Raw genomic sequence first — 19,168 nt, forward strand, 5'->3', positions numbered from 1 at the left:
GGGATGCCGGGTGTCTCAGTTAAACAGTTGCAGGCGATCCCAGGTGAGGGTGATCAGCAGCACGGGGAGATAAATCAGCGAGCACCAGATCAGCTCCCGGGCGGTCTGGCGGGTTTCGTCCTTCAGGAAACGGACCGAGAAGATCAGGTAAGCAATTCCCAGCACGAGCGCGACGGCAGAGTAAACGCTGCCGGCCAGTGAGACGTACTGGGGAAGCAGGCTGACGGGAATCAACAGTGTGGCGTAGATCACGCACATCCAGCCAATCATCCGCGGTGCGGGATCAGCGGCGGGCAGCATTTTGAGTCCGGCCTGGTGATACTGGTGGCGATACAGCCAGGCAATCGCCAGGAAGTGCGGGAACTGCCAGAGGAACATGATCGCGAAAATGGAAAAGGAAGCGGTATTCAGAGTTCCGCCGGCTGCGGTCCAGCCCAGGATCGGTGGCATGGCACCGGGGATGGCACCGATGGTGGTGCAGAACGAAGTGCAGCGTTTGAGCGGCGTGTAAACGACAACGTAGAGCACCAGCGTCAGCATCGACAGGAACGCCGTCAGCAGGTTGACCATCAGTGCGAGGTAGAAGATCCCTGCCAGGGCACAGAGGATCCCGAACACAAGGACCTCGGAGACCGAAAGGCGGCCCGAGGGGAGCGGGCGACCGGTGGTGCGGGGCATCAGCTTGTCGCTTTTGATTTCCAGCAGCTGATTCAGCGAGTTACAGCCGACGGCGACCAGGCCGATGCCGAGCAGGGCATGCACCAGGGGGAGCAGCGACCAGGAGTGGGCGCTGCCCAGGGTGTAACCCAGGGCCACGGAAATCAGTGCCATTGTCGAAATGCGGGGCTTCGTCAGTTCCAGGTAATCTGCGAGCCGTGCCAGGCTGATGGGCCGGGCGGCAGTTTTGGATTCTTCAACGGCAATATAGGATTGTTGAGTCGTAGACATATTCAGGCATTACCTTCAGTATTAGGTAAGGAATCAGAAGCAGAGAGAGATTGCTCTGACGCATTTCGTTTATTTAACTGGTGCAGACGAAAGACCCGGATCGAATACAGGGTGGCCGTCATCAGTAGCAGAATCCCGGTCATCAGGTGCACGGTGCGGAACAGGGACTGTTGCAGGGAGCCGGGCTCCCCGACAATACCGGCAGCGGGGAGACCGAAGCGGGTCAGCCAGGCACCAATGCCCAGCAGGATCTGGAAGATGCAGATATGCAGCATGCCCATAGCGGGGCGTTTGAGCCATTTGATTCCCGACTTGCGGGCATAGCGAAATTCGATGATGACAAAGATCAGCACGATCACCGCAAAACTCATGTGGGGATGCAGTCCGATTTTGAAGTGGCTGAGGAATCCGCCCAGGAAATACTGGAACAGGACGATCAACGGGACCGCGATTGCCAGGCGGCGTCCATAGCCTGTGGGGAGTTCAGGAGGATCATTGCTGATTTCGATCCAGCGTTTGCCGTTTGCCATGGTCAGGAATGACATCAGGGTGAAGACGCAGGCAGCAAACAGACCGTGTGCCATCGCCAGTCCGACGCTGTTTTCGGTCACCCGTGTGCCTCCCAGAATACCCTGGATGATCACGCAGACCAGAACGGCGATCGCGACCTTGCGAATCCATTTTTGTGAATCGACTTTAAAGGCCACGATGACCAGTACGATGGATAAGAAACCGACCAGTGTTCCCAGCAGGCGGTGCACATGCTCAAAAAATTTATCCGTGGGGAGGCCGAACACGGGATACGTAAACATATTCTGCCCGTCGGATCCCGGCCAGCCATCGACTGCCATGCCGTATCCCTTGGTAGTAACATGTCCGCCCATAATCATCAGCGGCAACGTCGCGATTGCGGTCGCCAGTGCGATTCTGAAAAGCCAGGGATGGTATTGTTGCTGGTTCATTTTATGTACTTAATTCCGTTGTCACGGATTAGCTGGAAGATTCCTGTTCGTTGTCTGTGTCTGCGTTGTCTGTCTGATTCTCGGCGTCTGGTGCTTGCGATACCGGTGGTTCGCATTCCTGTTCAGTCTGCATCAGGAAGTCGCGATCTCCGTTTTGAACGGCGTATTCATTCGGGCCATGGAAAACGATCGGGGTCACATCAAAGTTGCCATGCGGTGGCGGCGAAGCTGCAGTCCACTCCAGGGTGGTTGCGTGCCAGGGGTTCCGGCCGGCTTTGGGACCGAAGAACATGCTGTAGAAAATATTGATGAACAGCAGGATCTGGGCCAGTCCCATCACGATGGCCGAGATGGTCATGAACTGGTTCATCGGAAGCAGGTGTTCGAGGTAGCCGTGCAGATACGGATCGGCATAGCGGCGGGGCATGCCCTGCATTCCCAGGAAGTGCATCGGGAAAAAGGTTCCGTTGGCACCGATGAAGGTGAGCACGAAATGGGTTTTGCCGAGCTTTTCATTCATCAGGCGGCCGAACATTTTGGGAAACCAGAAATGCAGAGCCCCGAAGACACCAAACAGCGTGGCCCCGAACAGCACATAGTGGAAGTGGGCCACGATGAAGTAGGTGTCATGGAAGTAGACGTCAACCGGGACAGCGGCCATGAAGATCCCGCTCAGTCCGCCGACGATGAACATCGACAGAAAGCCGATGCAGTTGAGTGTCACGGTATTGAACTGAACCTTGCCGCCCCAGATGGTGGCGGTCCAGTTGAAGGTTTTCACAGCGGAGGGAAGCGCAATCATCATGGTGGCAACCATGAAAGCCATCCCGACGGCGGGGTTCATCCCGCTGGTATACATGTGGTGTCCCCAGACGATGAAGCCCAGGCTGGCGATGGCCGACATGGAGAAGATCATCGGTTTATAGCCGAACAGCGGCTTGCGGCACATGCAGCTGAGCATATCGGACACCATGCCCATCACGGGGAGCAGCATGATGTAAACGGCGGGGTGCGAATAGAACCAGAACAGGTGCTGCCAGAGCAGGGGTTGTCCGCCACCCACGGTGGGAGCGGCATTGTTGATGACCAGTCCCGAGGGATAGAAGAAACAGGTTCCCAGCAGGCGGTCGGTGACCTGCATGAAGCCGCCGGCAGTCAGCACGGGCAGGGCGAAGGCCTGCAGGATGGCGGTGATGAACAGGCCCCAGATCGTCATGGGGAGCCGGAAGAAGGTCATGCCGGGCGCCCGCATGTTGATGATGGTGGTCATGTAGTTGATGGACCCCATCATGGAGGAGAACCCGATAAACGTCACTCCCAGCAGCCAGAAGGTCTGTGCGGTCCCCGATCCGGGAGCCGCCTGGGCCAGGTCTGCCAGGATCGGATACGAAGTCCACCCGGCAGCGGGGCCACCGGCGTAGGTGAAGCTCATGCCGAAACAGACGATGGCAGGCCACATGAACCAGTAGCTGAGCATGTTGAGTTTGGGGAAGGCCATGTCGTCGGCACCGATCATCAGCGGGATGAGCAGGTTGCCGAAGGTACCGGCCAGAATGGGGATGATGACCAGGAAGATCATCACGGTCGCATGCATCGTAAAGAGCATGGTGTAGAATTCGGGAGAGATCTGTCCCCCTTCTGCGGAGAACAGCCAGGGACCGACGATGGGCATCGACTCCCAGGGGAAGGCGAGTTGCCAGCGGACGGCCAAAGCCAGGGCACCACCCACGATCAGCATCAGCAGCGTCGTAAACAGAAACTGGATCGCGATGATTTTATGGTCAGTGGAGAAGATATATTTCGTGATGAAATTACCGGGCGCATGATGTGCCTGAGGCTTCAGGATTGGCTGCAGGCCGGTGGGGGATGGATGCACAACACTCATTTCTCGGTCGCCTCACTCTCAGAATCATTCTCGTTGGCGGCAATCTTGCCCAGCCCGTCATAGAACTGCTGTTGGGTCAGATTTTTCAGATAGTTCTGGTAGTCTTCCTCTGATTCCACGATGACGTGGGCTTTCATTTTGTAGTGGCCCCAGCCGCAGAGTTCGGCACAGACCAGGTCATACACTCCCTCTTTGTTGGCTTCAAACCAGACCGGAATCTGCAGGCCGGGCAGGGCATCCTGTTTGATTCGCAGGGCCGGCAGGAAGAAGGAGTGCTGAACGTCATCGCTGCGGAGCTGGATCATCACCGGTCTGCCGAAAGGGACATGCAGTTCGTTGACGGTGTAGAGGTCATCGGGCTGAGGTTTGGGCTGCAGTTTCTTCCCGATCGCGGGGTAGCGGAACCGCCATTCAAACTGGCGGGCGGTGACTTCCGCGATGGGGTCTTTGACGGCGACTTCCGGGTAGAACTTTTTGATGCGGAAATCGGCCCAGATATTCATCTGGTAGAGGGCCAGGAAGAGCAGGATCACGCCGGGAATGATAGACCAGATCAGTTCCAGTTTGTGGTTACCGTGGATATGGGTAGCCCGTTCTTCACGGTTATTGACACCGCGCCACAGAGCATAGACCAGAACCGCCTGCGTACCGACGAACACAATCGCGGTCACGATCAGGATCAGGTAAAACAGTCCATCGATGCGGATGCCCAGGTTACTGGCTGCCTGGGCGTTATCGTAGGGAAACGACCAGCCCACCATGGGCGCCATCGCACAGGATACGACAGCCGCCACCGGCCAGAACAGAAAAAATAAACACCATCCTTTACCCACTACAGGTCTCCCCTCTGGTCTTCTGGTTGAGGATACAATCGTTTTTCATTGTCAGTCAGCTGAAACAGTTAATACGGTCGGTTGGGTCCGGAGTCAGTTCTTCGAGTAAGGCAGGCTCATCACGTAGTTGACCAGATCCCATAACTCTTCGTCCGAGAGCGGACCGCCGAAGGCAGGCATCGGCGTGCCTTTAATACCGGAGTACATCCGACGGTACACGTCGATCGGGCGACGTCCTCCCCGATAGATGCCCCGGTGCAGATCGCGGGGCGGTAACTGGTTGCCCCAGATATCGTGCAGTCCGCGGTTCGGATATTTTTTATTGGTGACCGGATTCGTCCAGAAATCCTGTGTCGCCGTTCCGTTGCCGCGCCCCTGGGGACCGTGGCAGGTGGCGCACTTGGTTTTATCGCTGAGGTAGAGTTTGCGACCCCGTTCGCGGGATTCGGGTGTGTCGGGGACCCGGGGTGTGCCGGGCACGACAATCGCGTCTTCCATGTTGGCTTCTTCCCAGGCATCTGCGACGCTGGAAGTGGCAAACTCAAGGGTATCCGGGAAATCGAGTTCCATATACTCTTTCAGTTCTTCCTGAATTTCTTCCGGCTTTTCGCCGCCGTCTTCGCTGGTCCGTTCCGCGACGACCTCTTTCGAGTAGTCGAAGAAGAGTTCATCAACCAGTTTCTTCTCTGTTTCTCCACGCATGGAAAGCCAGATGACATAGTTCGTAATCGCGGCGACTTCGTCGTCGGTGAGCAGTTTGAAAGAGGGCATGTAGGTGCCTGCGATGCCTTCCTTGACGGTGCGTTCCAGGTCCGCTTTCTGTGCTTTGGCGGTCGGTTTGGTGGACGTGTATTTGTAGATGCCCAGTCGGAAATCACGGGGCGGAGGATTGAGGTAACGCGATGTCGGGCCGGTGCCTTCACCACTCATGCCGTGGCAGTGCATGCAGTGCCGGTTGTAAAGGTCGCGACCGAACTGCAGCCGCGTGCATTCCACCAGAAAGGTATCGCCGGGCTGGGGATCAATTTCCGCTGTCTTTTCGACGGCAATCGTGCCGGTCTCGTAATTGTATTCCTTGATGCGGGAGATCTGCCCCTGGCCTTTGCCGGAGGTCCATTCGAGGGGGAGCCCCTGCAGTTTGTTGTAGGCATCCTGGAGGCCTTCGACCTGCAGGCGGATCAGCTTCTCCTCGCCAGAGGGGGCTTCGACGGTTTTGACGGTCCCCTCGACATCGCCGAAATTGGTGGGGAGGCCTTCAAACTGGGTGAGCTCAAAGGGATTGCCAAACTGCCTGACCAATGCTTCTTTCACCGGTTTGGCGGCAGCCGGTATGAGTTCGTTGGTCTTTTTGGAAAAGACGAAGTCGACCTGCGGCTGTTCGCAACCGGTCAGACTGATCAACGGAAAGAGGAGCAACAAGATTAGACGACTAAACCCAAATCTCACAGAAGTGAATCCTCACTTTATATTTAAGACTGATATCTGATCGGGTCACACTCGGGGGGACCCCCGTCTGCTCACGGACCCCGATAATCCGCGTGCTCAGCAGCCACACTGATGGTCTTCAATCGCTATGAATATACCCGGTTGAACGGCTCAAAACCGCAATCATGTTTCAGACAGGTTTGCTTGCGCGGGGTGGGAGGTCTTGCGACCTGGTTACTTAAGTAATTCTGGCGATGCTCAGACGTTCTGACAACCAGCGATTCCCTGATGAAGGCCTTTTCTCACAAGCAGGAAGGTCCACATGTAGCTGGTCCCAATCGCGGGAATCACAGCTGTAATATGGTATTTTCTTTGTCTCTCTTTTTCAATCGGCACAGCCTGTCGTTTCCTGAGGAACCAGTGTAAACTGTGGGATCGGCGGTTTCCATGTGACAACCCCCGATTCCTGCAGATGCAGAGTTTGACTGAGTTTATGTGAAGCGTTCTCTCTCGCTGTTTTCCACATATCAGTGGATGTAGATGGGCTGGAATGGGCAACCCGCAAACTGATCTGATCCGAGAATTTGACCGCCTGATCCGCCGGGATCCGGGCAAACGGGGGCTGATTGATTCCGAAGACCGTTTTGGGCCTTTGTGCACTGATCATTTACTCCACGCCGCCCACGCCCTGATGCAGGAAAGCACTCACGTGGTGATTACGACCGGATTTTACGTACCGGCTGCGGAGATCCCTGCTGCTGAGACCGATGGCCCCCCGGGCGCAGTACTGCTGGCTATGGTGCTGCAGGAGTGCGGGATCCAGACATCGATTGTTACCGATGCGTTATGTGCGCCGGTCGTGGAGGCGACTGTCAAGGCGTTCGACTATCCCACAGGGCAGCTGGATGTGGTCGAGACCGAAGACGAAGAATGGGTTTCCCGTTTTTTTAGTAAACAGGAGGTCAGTCATCTCGTGGCGGTGGAACGGGTCGGCCCCAGCCATACCCCGGAATCCTGGGGCCTGCAGGAACGGGTGGCTGAAGTGGAGCCGACCGGGTTTCACGAAAAAGTCCCCTGCGACCACCATGATCGCTGTCACAACATGCGGGGAGAGATCATTGATTCTCATACGCCCCCCCTGCACGCGCTGTTTGAGCAGCTGACCGATTTTTTTCCGGATGCGCAGACGATTGGCGTCGGGGATGGCGGGAATGAGATCGGCATGGGGGCGATTGCCTGGGAAGAGCTGGCCCGCCGGATCGCCTCGGAACATGCGGGGCTGATTCCGTGCCGGATCGCGACGGACTGGAACATTGTGGCGGGGACGAGTAACTGGGGCGCCGCGGCACTGGCAGCGTCGGTGGCGGTTTTAAAGGATCGGACCGGGACACTGTTCCAGTGGCAGCGGGCCGAACAGCAGCGGATTCTCGAAGCCATGGTCCGTGAGGCGAACGCCGTGGACGGGGTGACGAAGCAGCGGGAACCGACGGTCGACGGGCTCCCCTTTCTGACTTACATGCAGCCCTGGGAGGGGATTCTGTCATTTCTGGCCCGCTGAATAGGACTTTTCTGCGTAGGACAACCAGGGAAAGTCGACCCGGAAACGGGAAATGGCTTGCATTTTGACAGTGAAAACGGGTTAAAATGGGAAAATCTTCCTTTTGTTTCAGCTCGCATTCCAGACGCTTTGACTCCAAAACGAACAGTGATGAACTCCATGAACGCTCTCCGCAAACCGCTGGCCGGACAGTTTTTGATCCCCGGTTTCTCTTTCCTGGTCCTGCTCTTGATCTCCGGATCGACACTTTACGGGCAGGCCGTCAGCAATGATAAATTCAAACAGGAAGACAAATTCCGCCAGCTGGACGAAGTCCTGCCGACGCCGAATGGCTTTCGGAATGCGTCCGGCGCACCGGGGGAAAAATACTGGCAGCAGCAGGCCGATTATGAAATCGATGTCGAGCTGGATGACAAGCTGCAGAAGATCATCGGCTCCGAGAAGATCACTTATACGAACAATTCGCCCGATACACTGAGTTATCTCTGGCTGCAGCTGGATACGAATATCCTGTCCTTTGATTCCGACGCGCACCTGACCGGCACCGATTCTCCGCTGGGGAAGGTGGGTTACAAGTCGATGCAGCAGCTGATGGCTAAAGAGACCTTTGACGGCAGTATGAAGATTTCCGCGGTTCGCGATGCCCGGGGGAACAAGCTGCCTTACCAGATCATCAAGACCATGATGCGGATCGACTTGAACGGGCCGTTGAAGAGTGGCCAGAGTATGACGTTTTCAGTCGACTGGAGTTATCTGATCAACGATTCCCAGAGTCGCCCCGCGCGAACCGGTTATGAATATTTCAAGGAAGACAAGAACTTCCTGTATGAAATTGCCCACTGGTATCCGCGAATGGCTGCCTACACCGATAACACGGGCTGGCAGCACAAGCAGTTTCTGGGACGTGGTGAGTTTACTCTGGAGTTCGGATATTTTCTGGTGAAGATTACGGCCCCCGCCGATCACGTTGTGGCGGCGACGGGTGAACTACAGAACCCGGAAGCAGTGCTGACCGAAACCCAGCGGAAACGATTTGAGCAGGCAAAGACGGCGAAGAAACCGATGTTTATCATTACGCCGGAAGAAGCGAAGAAAAATGAATCGTCCCGTTCGAAAGAAAAAAAGACCTGGGTTTTCATGGCGCCGCAGGTCCGCGATTTCGCGTTTGCCAGTTCGCGGAAATTTATCTGGGACGCCCAGGGGCACAAGCTGGAAGGCAAAGAGGAGCCCGTGATGGCGATGTCCTTCTATCCCAATGAAGGGGAGCCGCTCTGGAGCCGCTATTCGACGCACGCCATCATTCACACGCTGAATGTGTTCTCGAAGTACACGTTCCCCTATCCTTACCCGGTGGCGATTTCCGTGAATGGTCCGGTGGGGGGGATGGAATATCCGATGATCTGCTTCAACGGTCCCCGGCCGGAGAAGGACGGCACCTATTCCAAGCGGACCAAGTACGGCCTGATTTCGGTGATCATTCACGAGGTCGGTCACAACTATTTCCCGATGATCGTCAACAGCGACGAGCGGCAGTGGACCTGGATGGATGAGGGCATCACGACGTTTCTGCAGTACCTGACCGAGCAGGAGTGGGAAGACGAATATCCGTCCCGCAGAGGGGAACCGCGAGACATGGTCAATTATATGAAGAGCGGTTACCAGGTTCCCATCATGACCAACTCGGAATCGATTCTGCAGTTCGGCAATAATGCTTACGGCAAGCCGGCGACCGCGCTGAATGTCCTGCGGGAGACCGTGCTCGGCCGCGAGCTGTTCGATTATGCGTTCAAGGAATATTCCCGCCGCTGGATGTTTAAACGTCCGACCCCTGCCGACTTCTTCCGCACGATGGAGGACGCCTCGGGCGTCGACCTGGACTGGTTCTGGCGAGGCTGGTTCTATACGACCGATCACACCGACCTGGCGATTGAGAACGTCAGGCAGTACCAGCTGGAGACGGGCGATCCCTATGTGGATAAGGTCCGACGGAAAAAACGACGGGATGAGGAGCCCGAATCGCTGTCGGAGATCCGCAATAAAAAACTGCCCAAGCGGACGGACAAATTTCCGGAGCTGAAAGATTTTTACAACGAATACGACGAACTGGACGTGACCGATGCGGATCGGAAGAAATTTGAAGACCATCTGAAAAAGCTGGATCCGCAGGAAAAGAAAATGCTGGAGACACAGAAATATTTTTACCTGGTCGACCTGAAGAATCATGGCGGGCTGGTGATGCCTGTGATTCTGAAGCTGACCTTCGATGACGACTCCACCCGCATGTTACGGATCCCCGCGGAAATCTGGCGGTACAATAACCAGAGTGTTTCCAAGCTGATTCTGACCGAAAAGCCGCTGAAGAGTCTGGCCCTCGATCCACACCGGGAAACGGCGGATACCCAGCTGTCAAATAACGAGTTTCCCCGGACCATCGGCAAATCGTTCTTCCAACTGGAAAAATCGAAAAAGTCGAAGAACGAAATGCAGAAACGACAGCAGGAAGAAGAGGCGAACAAGAAAAAAGCGGAAGAGAAACCGGCTGAGAAGAAAGACGAATAGCCGACCAGATTCACTCTGCGGGGAAGTGGTAAACGGATTCGATTTTCGCGATTTCGACGGTGTAATCGGCGTACCATTTATCTTTCCCAAGTTGTTGTGCAGTAACGTGTTCCGGGTGCTGTTTCCATTCCCGGATCGCGTCCAGACTCTCCCAGTACGAGATCGTGACGCCGGCACCATCTGGTGAACGAAAGGATGCCAGCCCCAGAAAACCGGGTTGCTGGCGGGCCTGCTGTTCCATGCGGGAAGCCATTTCGGCATAGCCTGCGTCAAAATCGGTCCGGTTGGAGCGGAAAATGACAGCGTAATAAGGGGGTTTTTGTCTGTTTGTCATGTCGAGACCCGCTTTCTGACGAGGGGCTGTTCCTGGTTCATTTTTCTGCTGAAATCCGAGGGTTGAGCCTCGGGAGGCTGGATTTCAGGCTTGCCACAAATTCTGGTTTCATGCAATAATTTATGCAGTACATTCACTGTTTTCGATTCATTTTTCAAAGGGAGGCAGCTCAAGTGACGGGTTATACGGTCCACACCGGGTCAAGCGAAGATTTTACAAAGGGATGGGACCGCATTTTTGGTGAGAAGACCGTCGAAAAAGCGAAGAAAAAGAAGAAATCCAAAAAGAAAACAAGTACGAAAGCTAAAAAGAAGGATTCGAAAAAGAAAAAGAAATAGAGAATTGTTTCGCTTCTTTTCCGACAGAGTCAGTGGAGCTGTAATCTGTCAGGCGAAGCCGGGACCCGGATCATCTGACGTTTCAGCTGGTAAAATTTGCACAGGGCAGTGCTAATGCTTTAAGAGAGGAAAACCGATAATAAAGTTCGTGCTTTTCCTGCTTAACGTAGTCAAACACACGACATGGAGGTAACGATGTCAGAAGAAAACGAAGAGTTCGAAGAAATCACCAGTGAAGAAGTCGACCGTGTTGTCGCTGCACTGGAATCTTTGATTGAATCAACAGACAGTGAAAATATCCGTTCCTATCTGGAAGAAGCCATGAACGAGATTTACTACCTCGTTTATGAAGATGAAGAGGGTGAAGAAGAGTGGGATTCTTCCGTAGAAGCCTGCGATGAAAGCGACGAAGATTTTTCTGATGCTGCTTAATTCCCCTCGCTGATACAACGATTGCTGCGCAAACCAGCAAAACTTAAGGCCACTCCCCAGGAATGCGGGCAGTGGCCTTTTTTATTGTCGCCTGTGGAAACGGGGGCAATGCTTACTTCAGTTCCACGGTAATCGAACGGCTCTGGGCATCGACTTTGGTCGGTTTGCCAAACTTGATTTTCTTCGAGAACGCTTCCACGTCTTCGACCGGGAAGACCTTAAAGGTCGTGATCTCGCCGTCGACATTCGGAATCACCTGCAGCGATTCGGTGTCGTTGGCGGACTGCAGGATCTCGTCGATAATCGGATCCTGTTCCCCCGGAGACAGCTTTTTGTTGATGACGATATCGATCATCGAATTGGGATCGATGATTTTAGCTTCGCCCGGGCTGGCGTTCATTGCCTGGGGGCCACCTGCGAATGAATCTCCCCCCTGCTGCATGGCGGATTGTGCCATCATCATCAGCATCATGGGAGCCACTGCAGCCAGCGGTCTGACCTGCTGGGTCAGCTGGTCATTGAACTCTTTTTCTGTTTTGGCGTTTTCCAACTGGGCCAGTGTGGCATTGATGGCCTTGAATCCCGCCAGGGCCTGGTCTTTTTTGGCCGTAATGTCTTCCGGTTTTAACTTGTCGAGGTTTTGTCTGGCACTGTCGATTTTCGATTTCCAGTTGTCGGCCAGGGTCTTGGGAATCCATTTGTCTTCCACTTTGACCATGTCTTCTTCCTGGATTCCTTCGCCGGGAACTTCAATTTTGATTTTAGCCATGTCATCTTTTTCAGAGATCAGAGTGACTTTGGCCTGCTTCAGCTTTTCATAAAAGCCCGGCTTTCCCTCTTCCTGGGGCATCAGGTCGGAAATGGTGGCGATGTCCTTGGCAATTTTAGTGCCGCTGGAAGCGAGGAATTTACCGCCATCAAAGGTTTTCAGCTTCTCCAGACTGGAAAGATCGCTGTTCGCCAGAGTAGTTAAAATGTCGACGCTGGGATCATAGTATTTCGCAACTTCTTCTGGTGACGTCTGCGGGTTCTCAAGCATTTCGTTTTTGAGAACGTATTCTTTTTTGTCCTGCAGCAGTTTGGACACCCGCTGGAGGATGCCGAACATCTCATTGTAAATTTCCGGATCCATTTTATCCGCAAACTGATGCGCCAGCCCGTTCACATCGCTCTGATAGCTGGCAGGCAGGAATTCCCAGACGACCTCCATCTTCTGTTCCGAGACGCCCTGCATCAGGTTTTGCATCGATGCCACCGGCCCGGATGCTTTTTCTGGAGCCGAAGAACCGCACCCCGGCAGCAGGGGCAGAGTTCCGAGAAAGAGGATGAGTGTGAAGAGTGGAATGAATTTTCTCATCTGAGTTCCTTATGTGCGAATGATGTGAGCGGGCGGATCGGGAACAGGGATTACTGCAACCTTTTACAGTAGTCTGTCTCGATATTAACTCCCGTCCGGCGGGTTGAACAGGTCCGCAGGCTGGTCCGTTATGCGAGAATCCCTGATTGGGGGAACGTGAATCACGGTCACGTGGTTCAAATATATCAGGCAAGACCGGGGCGCTGCGGGAGCATTCTTTTCATAAGCATAGGTTATTTTCAGCAAGCCGCATCCGGTTTCGACTACTATAAGTAATTTTGATAGAACCGGCGTTCGGTATTAGTGTCTGACAGTCGCAGCACACTAAATCAGCGTGTATTTTCTCAGAATTCGGGGGTACAGGATCGAGGAATTCTCAAGCCTGAAACAACCCCGATTCTGGGAAGTGGAGCATGTTGTAAGCATAAGTGTAATACCAATATATGATTATGATTATTAGTCGCGACGTAAGTCTCAAGTCCCTGTTTTTCATATGAGCAGACGCTTGACTTATTGCATCTGTGATATCTACACTGTCTCGTATTCGAAATTGAAATACTTCGAAGCAGCTATTATTAGTTTTCCTTATAAAACGGACCCGTTTCACTCCCATGCACCTGCGTAATGCCGAACTTTTCTGTGATGTCGTCGTGCACGGCAGCTTCTCCAAAGCTGCTGAGGTTCGTCGTGTGTCTCAGTCGGCAGCCAGTCAGGCGGTGCATGCACTGGAGAAACGGCTGGGAGCCCAGTTGATCGACCGTTCGAAGCGGCCTTTCGAGTTGACTCCCGCGGGTGCGATTTATTTCGATGGCTGTCAGCAGTTGCTCAAATCCTTTGAGCAGGTCGAAGAACAGGTCCGCCGGGCCATTGGTCAGACAAAGAACCGGGTGCGGATTGCCGCGATTTACTCGGTGGGACTGGCCCAGATGCACGACTATGTCGAGCAGTTCCAACACCTGTATCCGGATGTGATGATCACCCTGGATTATCTGCACCCGGATGAAGTTTACGAACGGGTCAGCGAGAATCAGGCCGATCTGGGGCTGGTTTCCTTTCCCAAGGAAGACAAAGACCTTACCAGCATCCTCTGGCAGGAACAGCCGATGGTCCTGGTGGTCTCTCCCGGTCACCGGCTGGCGGAACAGGTCAGTTGCGAGGTCGGCGAAATTGAAAATGAGCCCTTTGTGGCGTTCACATCAGAATTAGTCGTTCGACAGAAAATGGATCGCTGGCTGAAAAAAGCCGGCGTACACGTGCAGCTGATCCATGAATTTGACAATATAGAGAACATCAAGCGTGCGGTGGAAGCGGAAGCCGGGATTGCGATTCTGCCCCTGCCCACCGTAACCCGTGAAGTTCAGGATCAGTCATTAAAAATCGTTCGCCTGGAACAGGTGGAATGGTTCCGGCCGATCGGAATCATTCAGAGAAAACAGAAGTCGGTACCCGATGACGTGGTATCGAAATTCATAGAAGTCCTGCATGAAAACCCCGCGAATTTCTCAAGCGCTCACAGAGAAACGACCGAGGGAACTGCCTCCCAGGGAGAGAACTCTTCCGGAATGGATGCATTTTCGTTCGGTCCGTTGATAGCGCGAGAGTAAACAGGTTGTTTCTCTGCAGGTTGTTTCTGGTTGGGATGGATCCAGCTTTTTCTGAGTCGGGAGCAGACTCTCCCTGAAGATTCAGAATTACCGATGGTAGATCTTTGACAGAAAACGTTCCGGTTTCGGCCGGTTCAGGAAGACGTAGTCCCCGCTCGGGGGTTGAGTCTCCTGGAACAGAAGTAAGAGTGCGAAGTTTGTTCGCGATAAACTAAGGTGCCGCCGGCATCGATTTTGAAAACATTAGTTTGAATGGTGAAGTAAGATGACGAGTCGAACCGTTCGACGTGGAACTGATTCCGAAAACAAAGCACAAAACTCCCTGTTTCAAGTGGGGCGTTTCCCGGAAGCTCATGGGCTCTACGATCCGGAATTCGAGCATGACAGCTGTGGTGTCGGTTTCGTGGCCCACATCAAAGGCAAACGTTCTCACCAGATCGTGGTCGATGCCGATGAGATGCTGCGTCATATGACTCACCGTGGCGCCTGTGGCTGCGAAGAAAATACCGGTGACGGTGCCGGGATTCTCGTTTCCATGCCGCACGACTTCCTGAAGCGCGTCGCCAAAGAAGATCTGGACCTCGATCTTCCGGAAGCCGGAAACTACGGCATGGGGAACGTCTTCCTGCCCACCGATGCTTCCCAGCGCGAGCACTGCAAAAAGGTCGTGGAAGAGACTGTCAATGCCCAGGGACTGATTGTGCTGGGCTGGCGTGAACTGCCTGTGGAACCGACCAAAGCCGACATCGGTCCCTCTGCCCTGCGGGCGCTGCCTCACATGGAGCAGGTCTTCATCTCCACATCCAATCACAAGGTCGCTGACCACGATCACCTGGAACGGCAGCTGTATATCATCCTGAAGGCTTCCAGCCGCCAGCTGCGTGAAGGGAGCAACCTGCCTCAGGGGCTGATGTTCTACTTCTGCTCGCTGTCCAGCAACATCCTCGTTTACAAAGGGATGCTGACGCCCGACCAGGTGATGCCGTTCTATCCCGATCTGCAGGCGGAAGACTTCACCAGCCACCTGGCGATGGTGCACTCCCGCTTCTCGACGAATACGTTCCCCAGCTGGGACCGGGCACAGCCGTGTCGCTTCATGGCTCACAACGGGGAAATCAATACCCTGCGTGGTAACGCCAACTGGATGTATGCCCGCCAGGGGATGATGTCCAGCGAACTGTTCGGCGACGATTTGAAGAAACTGTTCCCGATCATCGAGCCGCACTGCTCTGACTCGGGTAACTTCGACAATGCCCTGGAACTGTTGCTGATGTCCGGTCGTCCGCTGCCGGAAGTGATGATGATGATGATTCCAGAAGCCTGGCAGAACCATCATTCCATTTCCGTCGCCAAGCGTGCGTTCTATGAATATTACTCCGCCTTGCAGGAACCATGGGACGGGCCGGCATCAGTTTCCTTCACCGATGGGAAATGTATCGGTGCCGTGCTGGACCGAAACGGTCTGCGCCCCAGCCGTTACTACGTGACGCACGATGATCGCGTCATCATGGCCAGCGAAGTGGGTACCCTGGAAGTCGATCCGAAAGTCGTCAAGGAAAAAGGGCGTCTGCAGCCCGGGAAGATGTTCCTGGTCGATTTCGAAGAAGGCCGCCTGATCCCCGATGAAGAGATCAAGGAAAAGTACGCCACCAAGCGTCCTTACCAGGAGTGGCTGCAGAACCAGCGGCTGCGTCTGCAGGATCTGCCACCCGCTGCCAAAGTGGAAAGTGTACCGACGGAAGATCTGCTCTCCCGTCTGCAGGCCTTCGGCTTCACCTTTGAAACGCTGAAGTTCATGCTGATCCCGCTGATCAAAGCCAAGAAGGATCCCATCGGTTCCATGGGGAACGATGCGGCCCTGGCCTGTCTCAGCGACCAGCCGCGCCTGATTTACGATTACTTCCACCAGCTGTTTGCCCAGGTGACGAACCCCGCGATCGACTCGATCCGCGAAGAAGTCATCATGTCGCTGGAATGTTACATCGGACCGGAAGGCAACCTGCTGGAATCGACCGAGGACCAGTGTCATCGACTGCTGATCCCCGAGCCGATCATCACCAACGAACAGCTGGCCGCCATCAAGCAGATGGATTACCGGGACTGGAAAACTAAAACCATTGATGCGACTTATCCCAAGTCAGAAGGAGAGGCCGGCTTCCGGGCTGCCCTGGACCGGATTCGGGAAGAAGCGTCCCAGGCGATTGCCGACGGTTTCAGCCTGCTCGTGGTTTCAGACCGGGCCGTCTGTAAAGACCGTGTCGCGCTGCCGACCCTGGTTTCCTGTGGTGCGATCCACCATCACCTGGTTCGCAACGAACAGCGGACCCAGATCGGGATCGTGCTGGAGACCGGCGAAGCCCGCGAAGTGCATCATCACTGTCTGCTGTTCGGCTACGGTGCGGATGCGATCAACCCCTACATGGCATTCGAAGCCCTCTGGCACTCGCTGGAAGCGGGCGAACTGGATGCAGCCAAGTGGGACCGCGCCTCGATCATGGCCGCTTACCGCAAAGGTGTCTGCAAAGGGATGCTCAAAGTCATGGCCAAGATGGGGATCTCGACCCTGCAGAGTTACAAGGGTGCCCAGATCTTCGAAGCGGTCGGCCTGAATCAGGAAATCATTGAAGCCTGCTTCTCAGGAACGGCCAGCCGGATCAAGGGCATCGGTTTCGATGTCGTCGCCAAAGAATGCAACATGCGTCACGACATCGGCTACCCGCACCGCGACCAGAAGCGTCTGCCCGTGCTGCCCAACCCGGGGATGTTCCACTGGCGTGCCAATGGTGAAAAGCACTCCTGGTCGCCGGAAAATATTGCCAACCTGCAGGCCGCTGCCAGCTCTGGTGATAAGAATGCTTACAAGCAGTTCGCGAAAGCCGTTAATGAAGAGACGACCCGGCAGTGTCACCTGCGTGGTCTCCTGGCCTTCAAAAAGCGGGAACCGATTCCGCTGGACGAAGTCGAACCCGTGACAGAAATCGTCAAGCGGTTCTGTACCGGTGCGATGAGCTACGGTTCGATCTCAGCTGAATCTCACGAAGCCCTGGCAATCGCCATGAACCGCCTGGGCGGCAAGAGTAACACCGGTGAAGGGGGCGAAGACTATTCGCGCTTCAAGCCGCTGGAGAACGGCGATTCCAAAAGGTCGGCCATCAAGCAGATCGCTTCCGGGCGGTTTGGTGTGACCAGCTGGTATCTGACCAATGCCGACGAACTGCAGATCAAGATTTCTCAAGGTGCGAAGCCGGGAGAAGGGGGCGAACTGCCCGGGCATAAGGTCAACAAGATCATTGCCTCGGTGCGTCACTCCACTCCGGGGGTCGGGCTGATCAGTCCCCCGCCGCACCACGATATTTACTCGATCGAAGACCTGTCGCAGTTGATCTACGACCTGAAGAACAGTAACCCCTCGGCCCGCATCAGCGTCAAGCTGGTCTCGGAAGTCGGCGTGGGTACGATCGCTTCAGGTGTGGCGAAAGGTCATGCCGACAACATTCTGATCTCGGGCGCTTCCGGCGGTACCGGGGCCTCTCCGCTGACCAGTGTGAAGCACGCCGGTCTGCCCTGGGAACTGGGGATTTCGGAAACTCACCAGACGCTGGTGCTCAACGATCTCCGCAGCCGCGTGCGTCTGCAGACCGACGGTCAGCTGAAAACCGGTCGCGATATCATCATTGCCACCCTGCTGGGAGCCGAAGAGTACGGCTTCTCCACCGGGCCGCTGATCACCATGGGCTGTATCATGATGCGAAAGTGTCACCTGAATACCTGCCCGGTCGGGATTGCGACTCAGAATCCGGAACTCCGCAAGAAGTTCGCCGGTCAGCCGGAACACGTGGTCAACTACTTCTTCCTGCTGGCAGAAGAGGCCCGTGAAATCATGGCCGAACTCGGCTTCCGGACCATCAATGAAATGGTCGGACGCAGCGACGTACTGGAACTGGATCAGGGGATTGCTCACTGGAAAGCGAAGCACCTGGATCTGACTCCGATTCTGCGACTGGCTGAAAAACCACACGAAAACGTGGGCACCTATTGCACGATGGACCAGCAGCACGGTCTGGAAGTCGTCATCGACAACCTGCTGATCAGCGAAGCCCAGCCTGCGATCCAGAATGGCGAGTCGGTGACGATTGACGTGAAGGTCAAGAATACGGACCGCACCTTCGGCACGATGCTGAGCCACGAAGTCTCCAAGCATCATGGTGCAGAAGGTCTGCCCGATGAAACGATTCACATCAACAGTAAGGGTTCCGCAGGACAGTCCCTGGGGGCCTGGCTGGCACACGGGATTACCATCGAGCACGAAGGTGATGCCAACGACTATGTCGGTAAGGGTCTCAGCGGCGGACGGATCATTATCTATCCGCCTGCGGATTCCACCTTCAAGCCGGAAGATAACATCATCGTCGGTAACGTGAACCTCTACGGTGCGACCGAAGGGGAAGTTTACATCCGCGGTCAGGCTGCAGAACGCTTCTGTGTGCGTAACTCCGGTGCGATTGCGGTTGTGGAAGGGATTGGCGATCACGGTTGTGAATACATGACCGGCGGTCGGGCTGTCGTCTTGGGTGAGACCGGACGCAACTTTGCAGCCGGTATGTCGGGGGGCGTGGCTTACGTCTACGATCCCGAAGGTCACCTGCTGCAGAACAGCAACCTGGAAACCGTGGAACTGGAACGCGTGGAAGACGCCGATGATATTGCCGAGCTGAAAAGCATGATCGACAATCATCGCAAGTTCACCGGTTCGACCGTGGCCAAAGCGATTCTCGATAACTGGGAAAATGAACTGGAACTGTTCAAGAAAGTCATGCCCATCGATTACAAACGGGCTTTGCTGGAAATGGCGGCTGAAGAAGCAGAAGCCGCTGCCAGCGTCTAGTGAGACAGTGCGTTCCTGTTGCGTCTGAACCGCGTAACAGGAACGATT

13 protein-coding genes are annotated in these 19,168 nt (G+C 54.9%); 6 read left to right on the forward strand and 7 right to left on the reverse strand.

Annotation, left to right across the window (positions count from 1 at the left end):
• Positions 1-15: 15 nt before the first annotated feature.
• From cyoE to Enr10x_RS04650, 5 genes are all read right to left on the reverse strand, one after another.
• Positions 16-948 carry a heme o synthase gene (cyoE, locus tag Enr10x_RS04630; protein ID WP_145448281.1) on the reverse strand — a complete coding sequence of 311 codons (933 nt, stop codon included), beginning with the start codon at positions 946-948 and terminating at the stop codon, positions 16-18.
• A gap of 2 nt (positions 949-950) precedes the next feature.
• On the reverse strand, positions 951-1,910 hold the full coding sequence (locus Enr10x_RS04635) for a COX15/CtaA family protein (RefSeq protein ID WP_145104459.1): 960 nt from the start codon (positions 1,908-1,910) through the stop codon (positions 951-953).
• A 28-nt stretch (positions 1,911-1,938) separates the two neighbouring features.
• Positions 1,939-3,795 (reverse strand): cytochrome c oxidase subunit I, encoded by a 1,857-nt coding sequence (locus tag Enr10x_RS04640; protein ID WP_232093232.1) that lies wholly within the window; start codon positions 3,793-3,795, stop codon positions 1,939-1,941.
• Positions 3,792-4,628 (reverse strand): cytochrome c oxidase subunit II, encoded by an 837-nt coding sequence (gene coxB, locus Enr10x_RS04645; RefSeq protein WP_145104461.1) that lies wholly within the window; start codon positions 4,626-4,628, stop codon positions 3,792-3,794. Before coxB ends, Enr10x_RS04640 begins: the two co-directional genes overlap by 4 nt.
• Before the next feature lie 93 nt (positions 4,629-4,721).
• Positions 4,722-6,074, reverse strand: coding sequence for a c-type cytochrome (locus tag Enr10x_RS04650; protein WP_145104463.1), 1,353 nt, complete (start codon positions 6,072-6,074; stop codon positions 4,722-4,724).
• Between the two features lie 529 nt (positions 6,075-6,603).
• Here Enr10x_RS04650 and Enr10x_RS04655 point away from each other — a divergent pair.
• Together Enr10x_RS04655 and Enr10x_RS04660 are read left to right on the forward strand one after the other, a co-directional pair.
• A complete protein-coding gene (locus tag Enr10x_RS04655) occupies positions 6,604-7,611 on the forward strand; it encodes a glutamate cyclase domain-containing protein (protein WP_145104465.1) in 1,008 nt (335 codons plus the stop codon).
• Positions 7,612-7,770: 159 nt separating this feature from the next.
• Positions 7,771-10,170: a M1 family metallopeptidase gene (locus Enr10x_RS04660; protein WP_145116138.1), complete on the forward strand. Its 2,400-nt coding sequence runs from the start codon at positions 7,771-7,773 to the stop codon at positions 10,168-10,170.
• A gap of 10 nt (positions 10,171-10,180) precedes the next feature.
• On the opposite strand, the gene Enr10x_RS04665 is transcribed toward Enr10x_RS04660, so the two are convergent.
• Positions 10,181-10,504 (reverse strand): antibiotic biosynthesis monooxygenase family protein, encoded by a 324-nt coding sequence (locus Enr10x_RS04665; protein ID WP_145104467.1) that lies wholly within the window; start codon positions 10,502-10,504, stop codon positions 10,181-10,183.
• Between the two features lie 173 nt (positions 10,505-10,677).
• On the opposite strand from Enr10x_RS04665, the gene Enr10x_RS29840 reads away from it, so the two are divergent.
• On the forward strand, positions 10,678-10,842 hold the full coding sequence (locus Enr10x_RS29840; protein ID WP_197996393.1) for a hypothetical protein: 165 nt from the start codon (positions 10,678-10,680) through the stop codon (positions 10,840-10,842).
• Positions 10,843-11,037: 195 nt separating this feature from the next.
• Complete coding sequence (locus tag Enr10x_RS04670; protein ID WP_145104469.1) at positions 11,038-11,274, forward strand: hypothetical protein; 237 nt, start codon at positions 11,038-11,040, stop codon at positions 11,272-11,274.
• Positions 11,275-11,386: 112 nt separating this feature from the next.
• Here Enr10x_RS04670 and Enr10x_RS04675 read toward each other — a convergent pair whose 3' ends face one another.
• Positions 11,387-12,631, reverse strand: coding sequence for a hypothetical protein (locus Enr10x_RS04675; RefSeq protein WP_145104470.1), 1,245 nt, complete (start codon positions 12,629-12,631; stop codon positions 11,387-11,389).
• 611 nt (positions 12,632-13,242) lie between these two features.
• On the opposite strand from Enr10x_RS04675, the gene Enr10x_RS04680 reads away from it, so the two are divergent.
• Both Enr10x_RS04680 and gltB read left to right on the forward strand, forming a co-directional pair.
• Positions 13,243-14,235, forward strand: coding sequence for a LysR family transcriptional regulator (locus tag Enr10x_RS04680; protein ID WP_145448282.1), 993 nt, complete (start codon positions 13,243-13,245; stop codon positions 14,233-14,235).
• A gap of 265 nt (positions 14,236-14,500) precedes the next feature.
• Positions 14,501-19,120 (forward strand): glutamate synthase large subunit, encoded by a 4,620-nt coding sequence (gene gltB / locus Enr10x_RS04685; RefSeq protein WP_197997481.1) that lies wholly within the window; start codon positions 14,501-14,503, stop codon positions 19,118-19,120.
• The last annotated feature ends 48 nt before the right edge of the window (positions 19,121-19,168 follow it).

The organism is Gimesia panareensis (assembly GCF_007748155.1).
Taxonomy (GTDB): Bacteria; Planctomycetota; Planctomycetia; order Planctomycetales; family Planctomycetaceae; genus Gimesia; species Gimesia panareensis.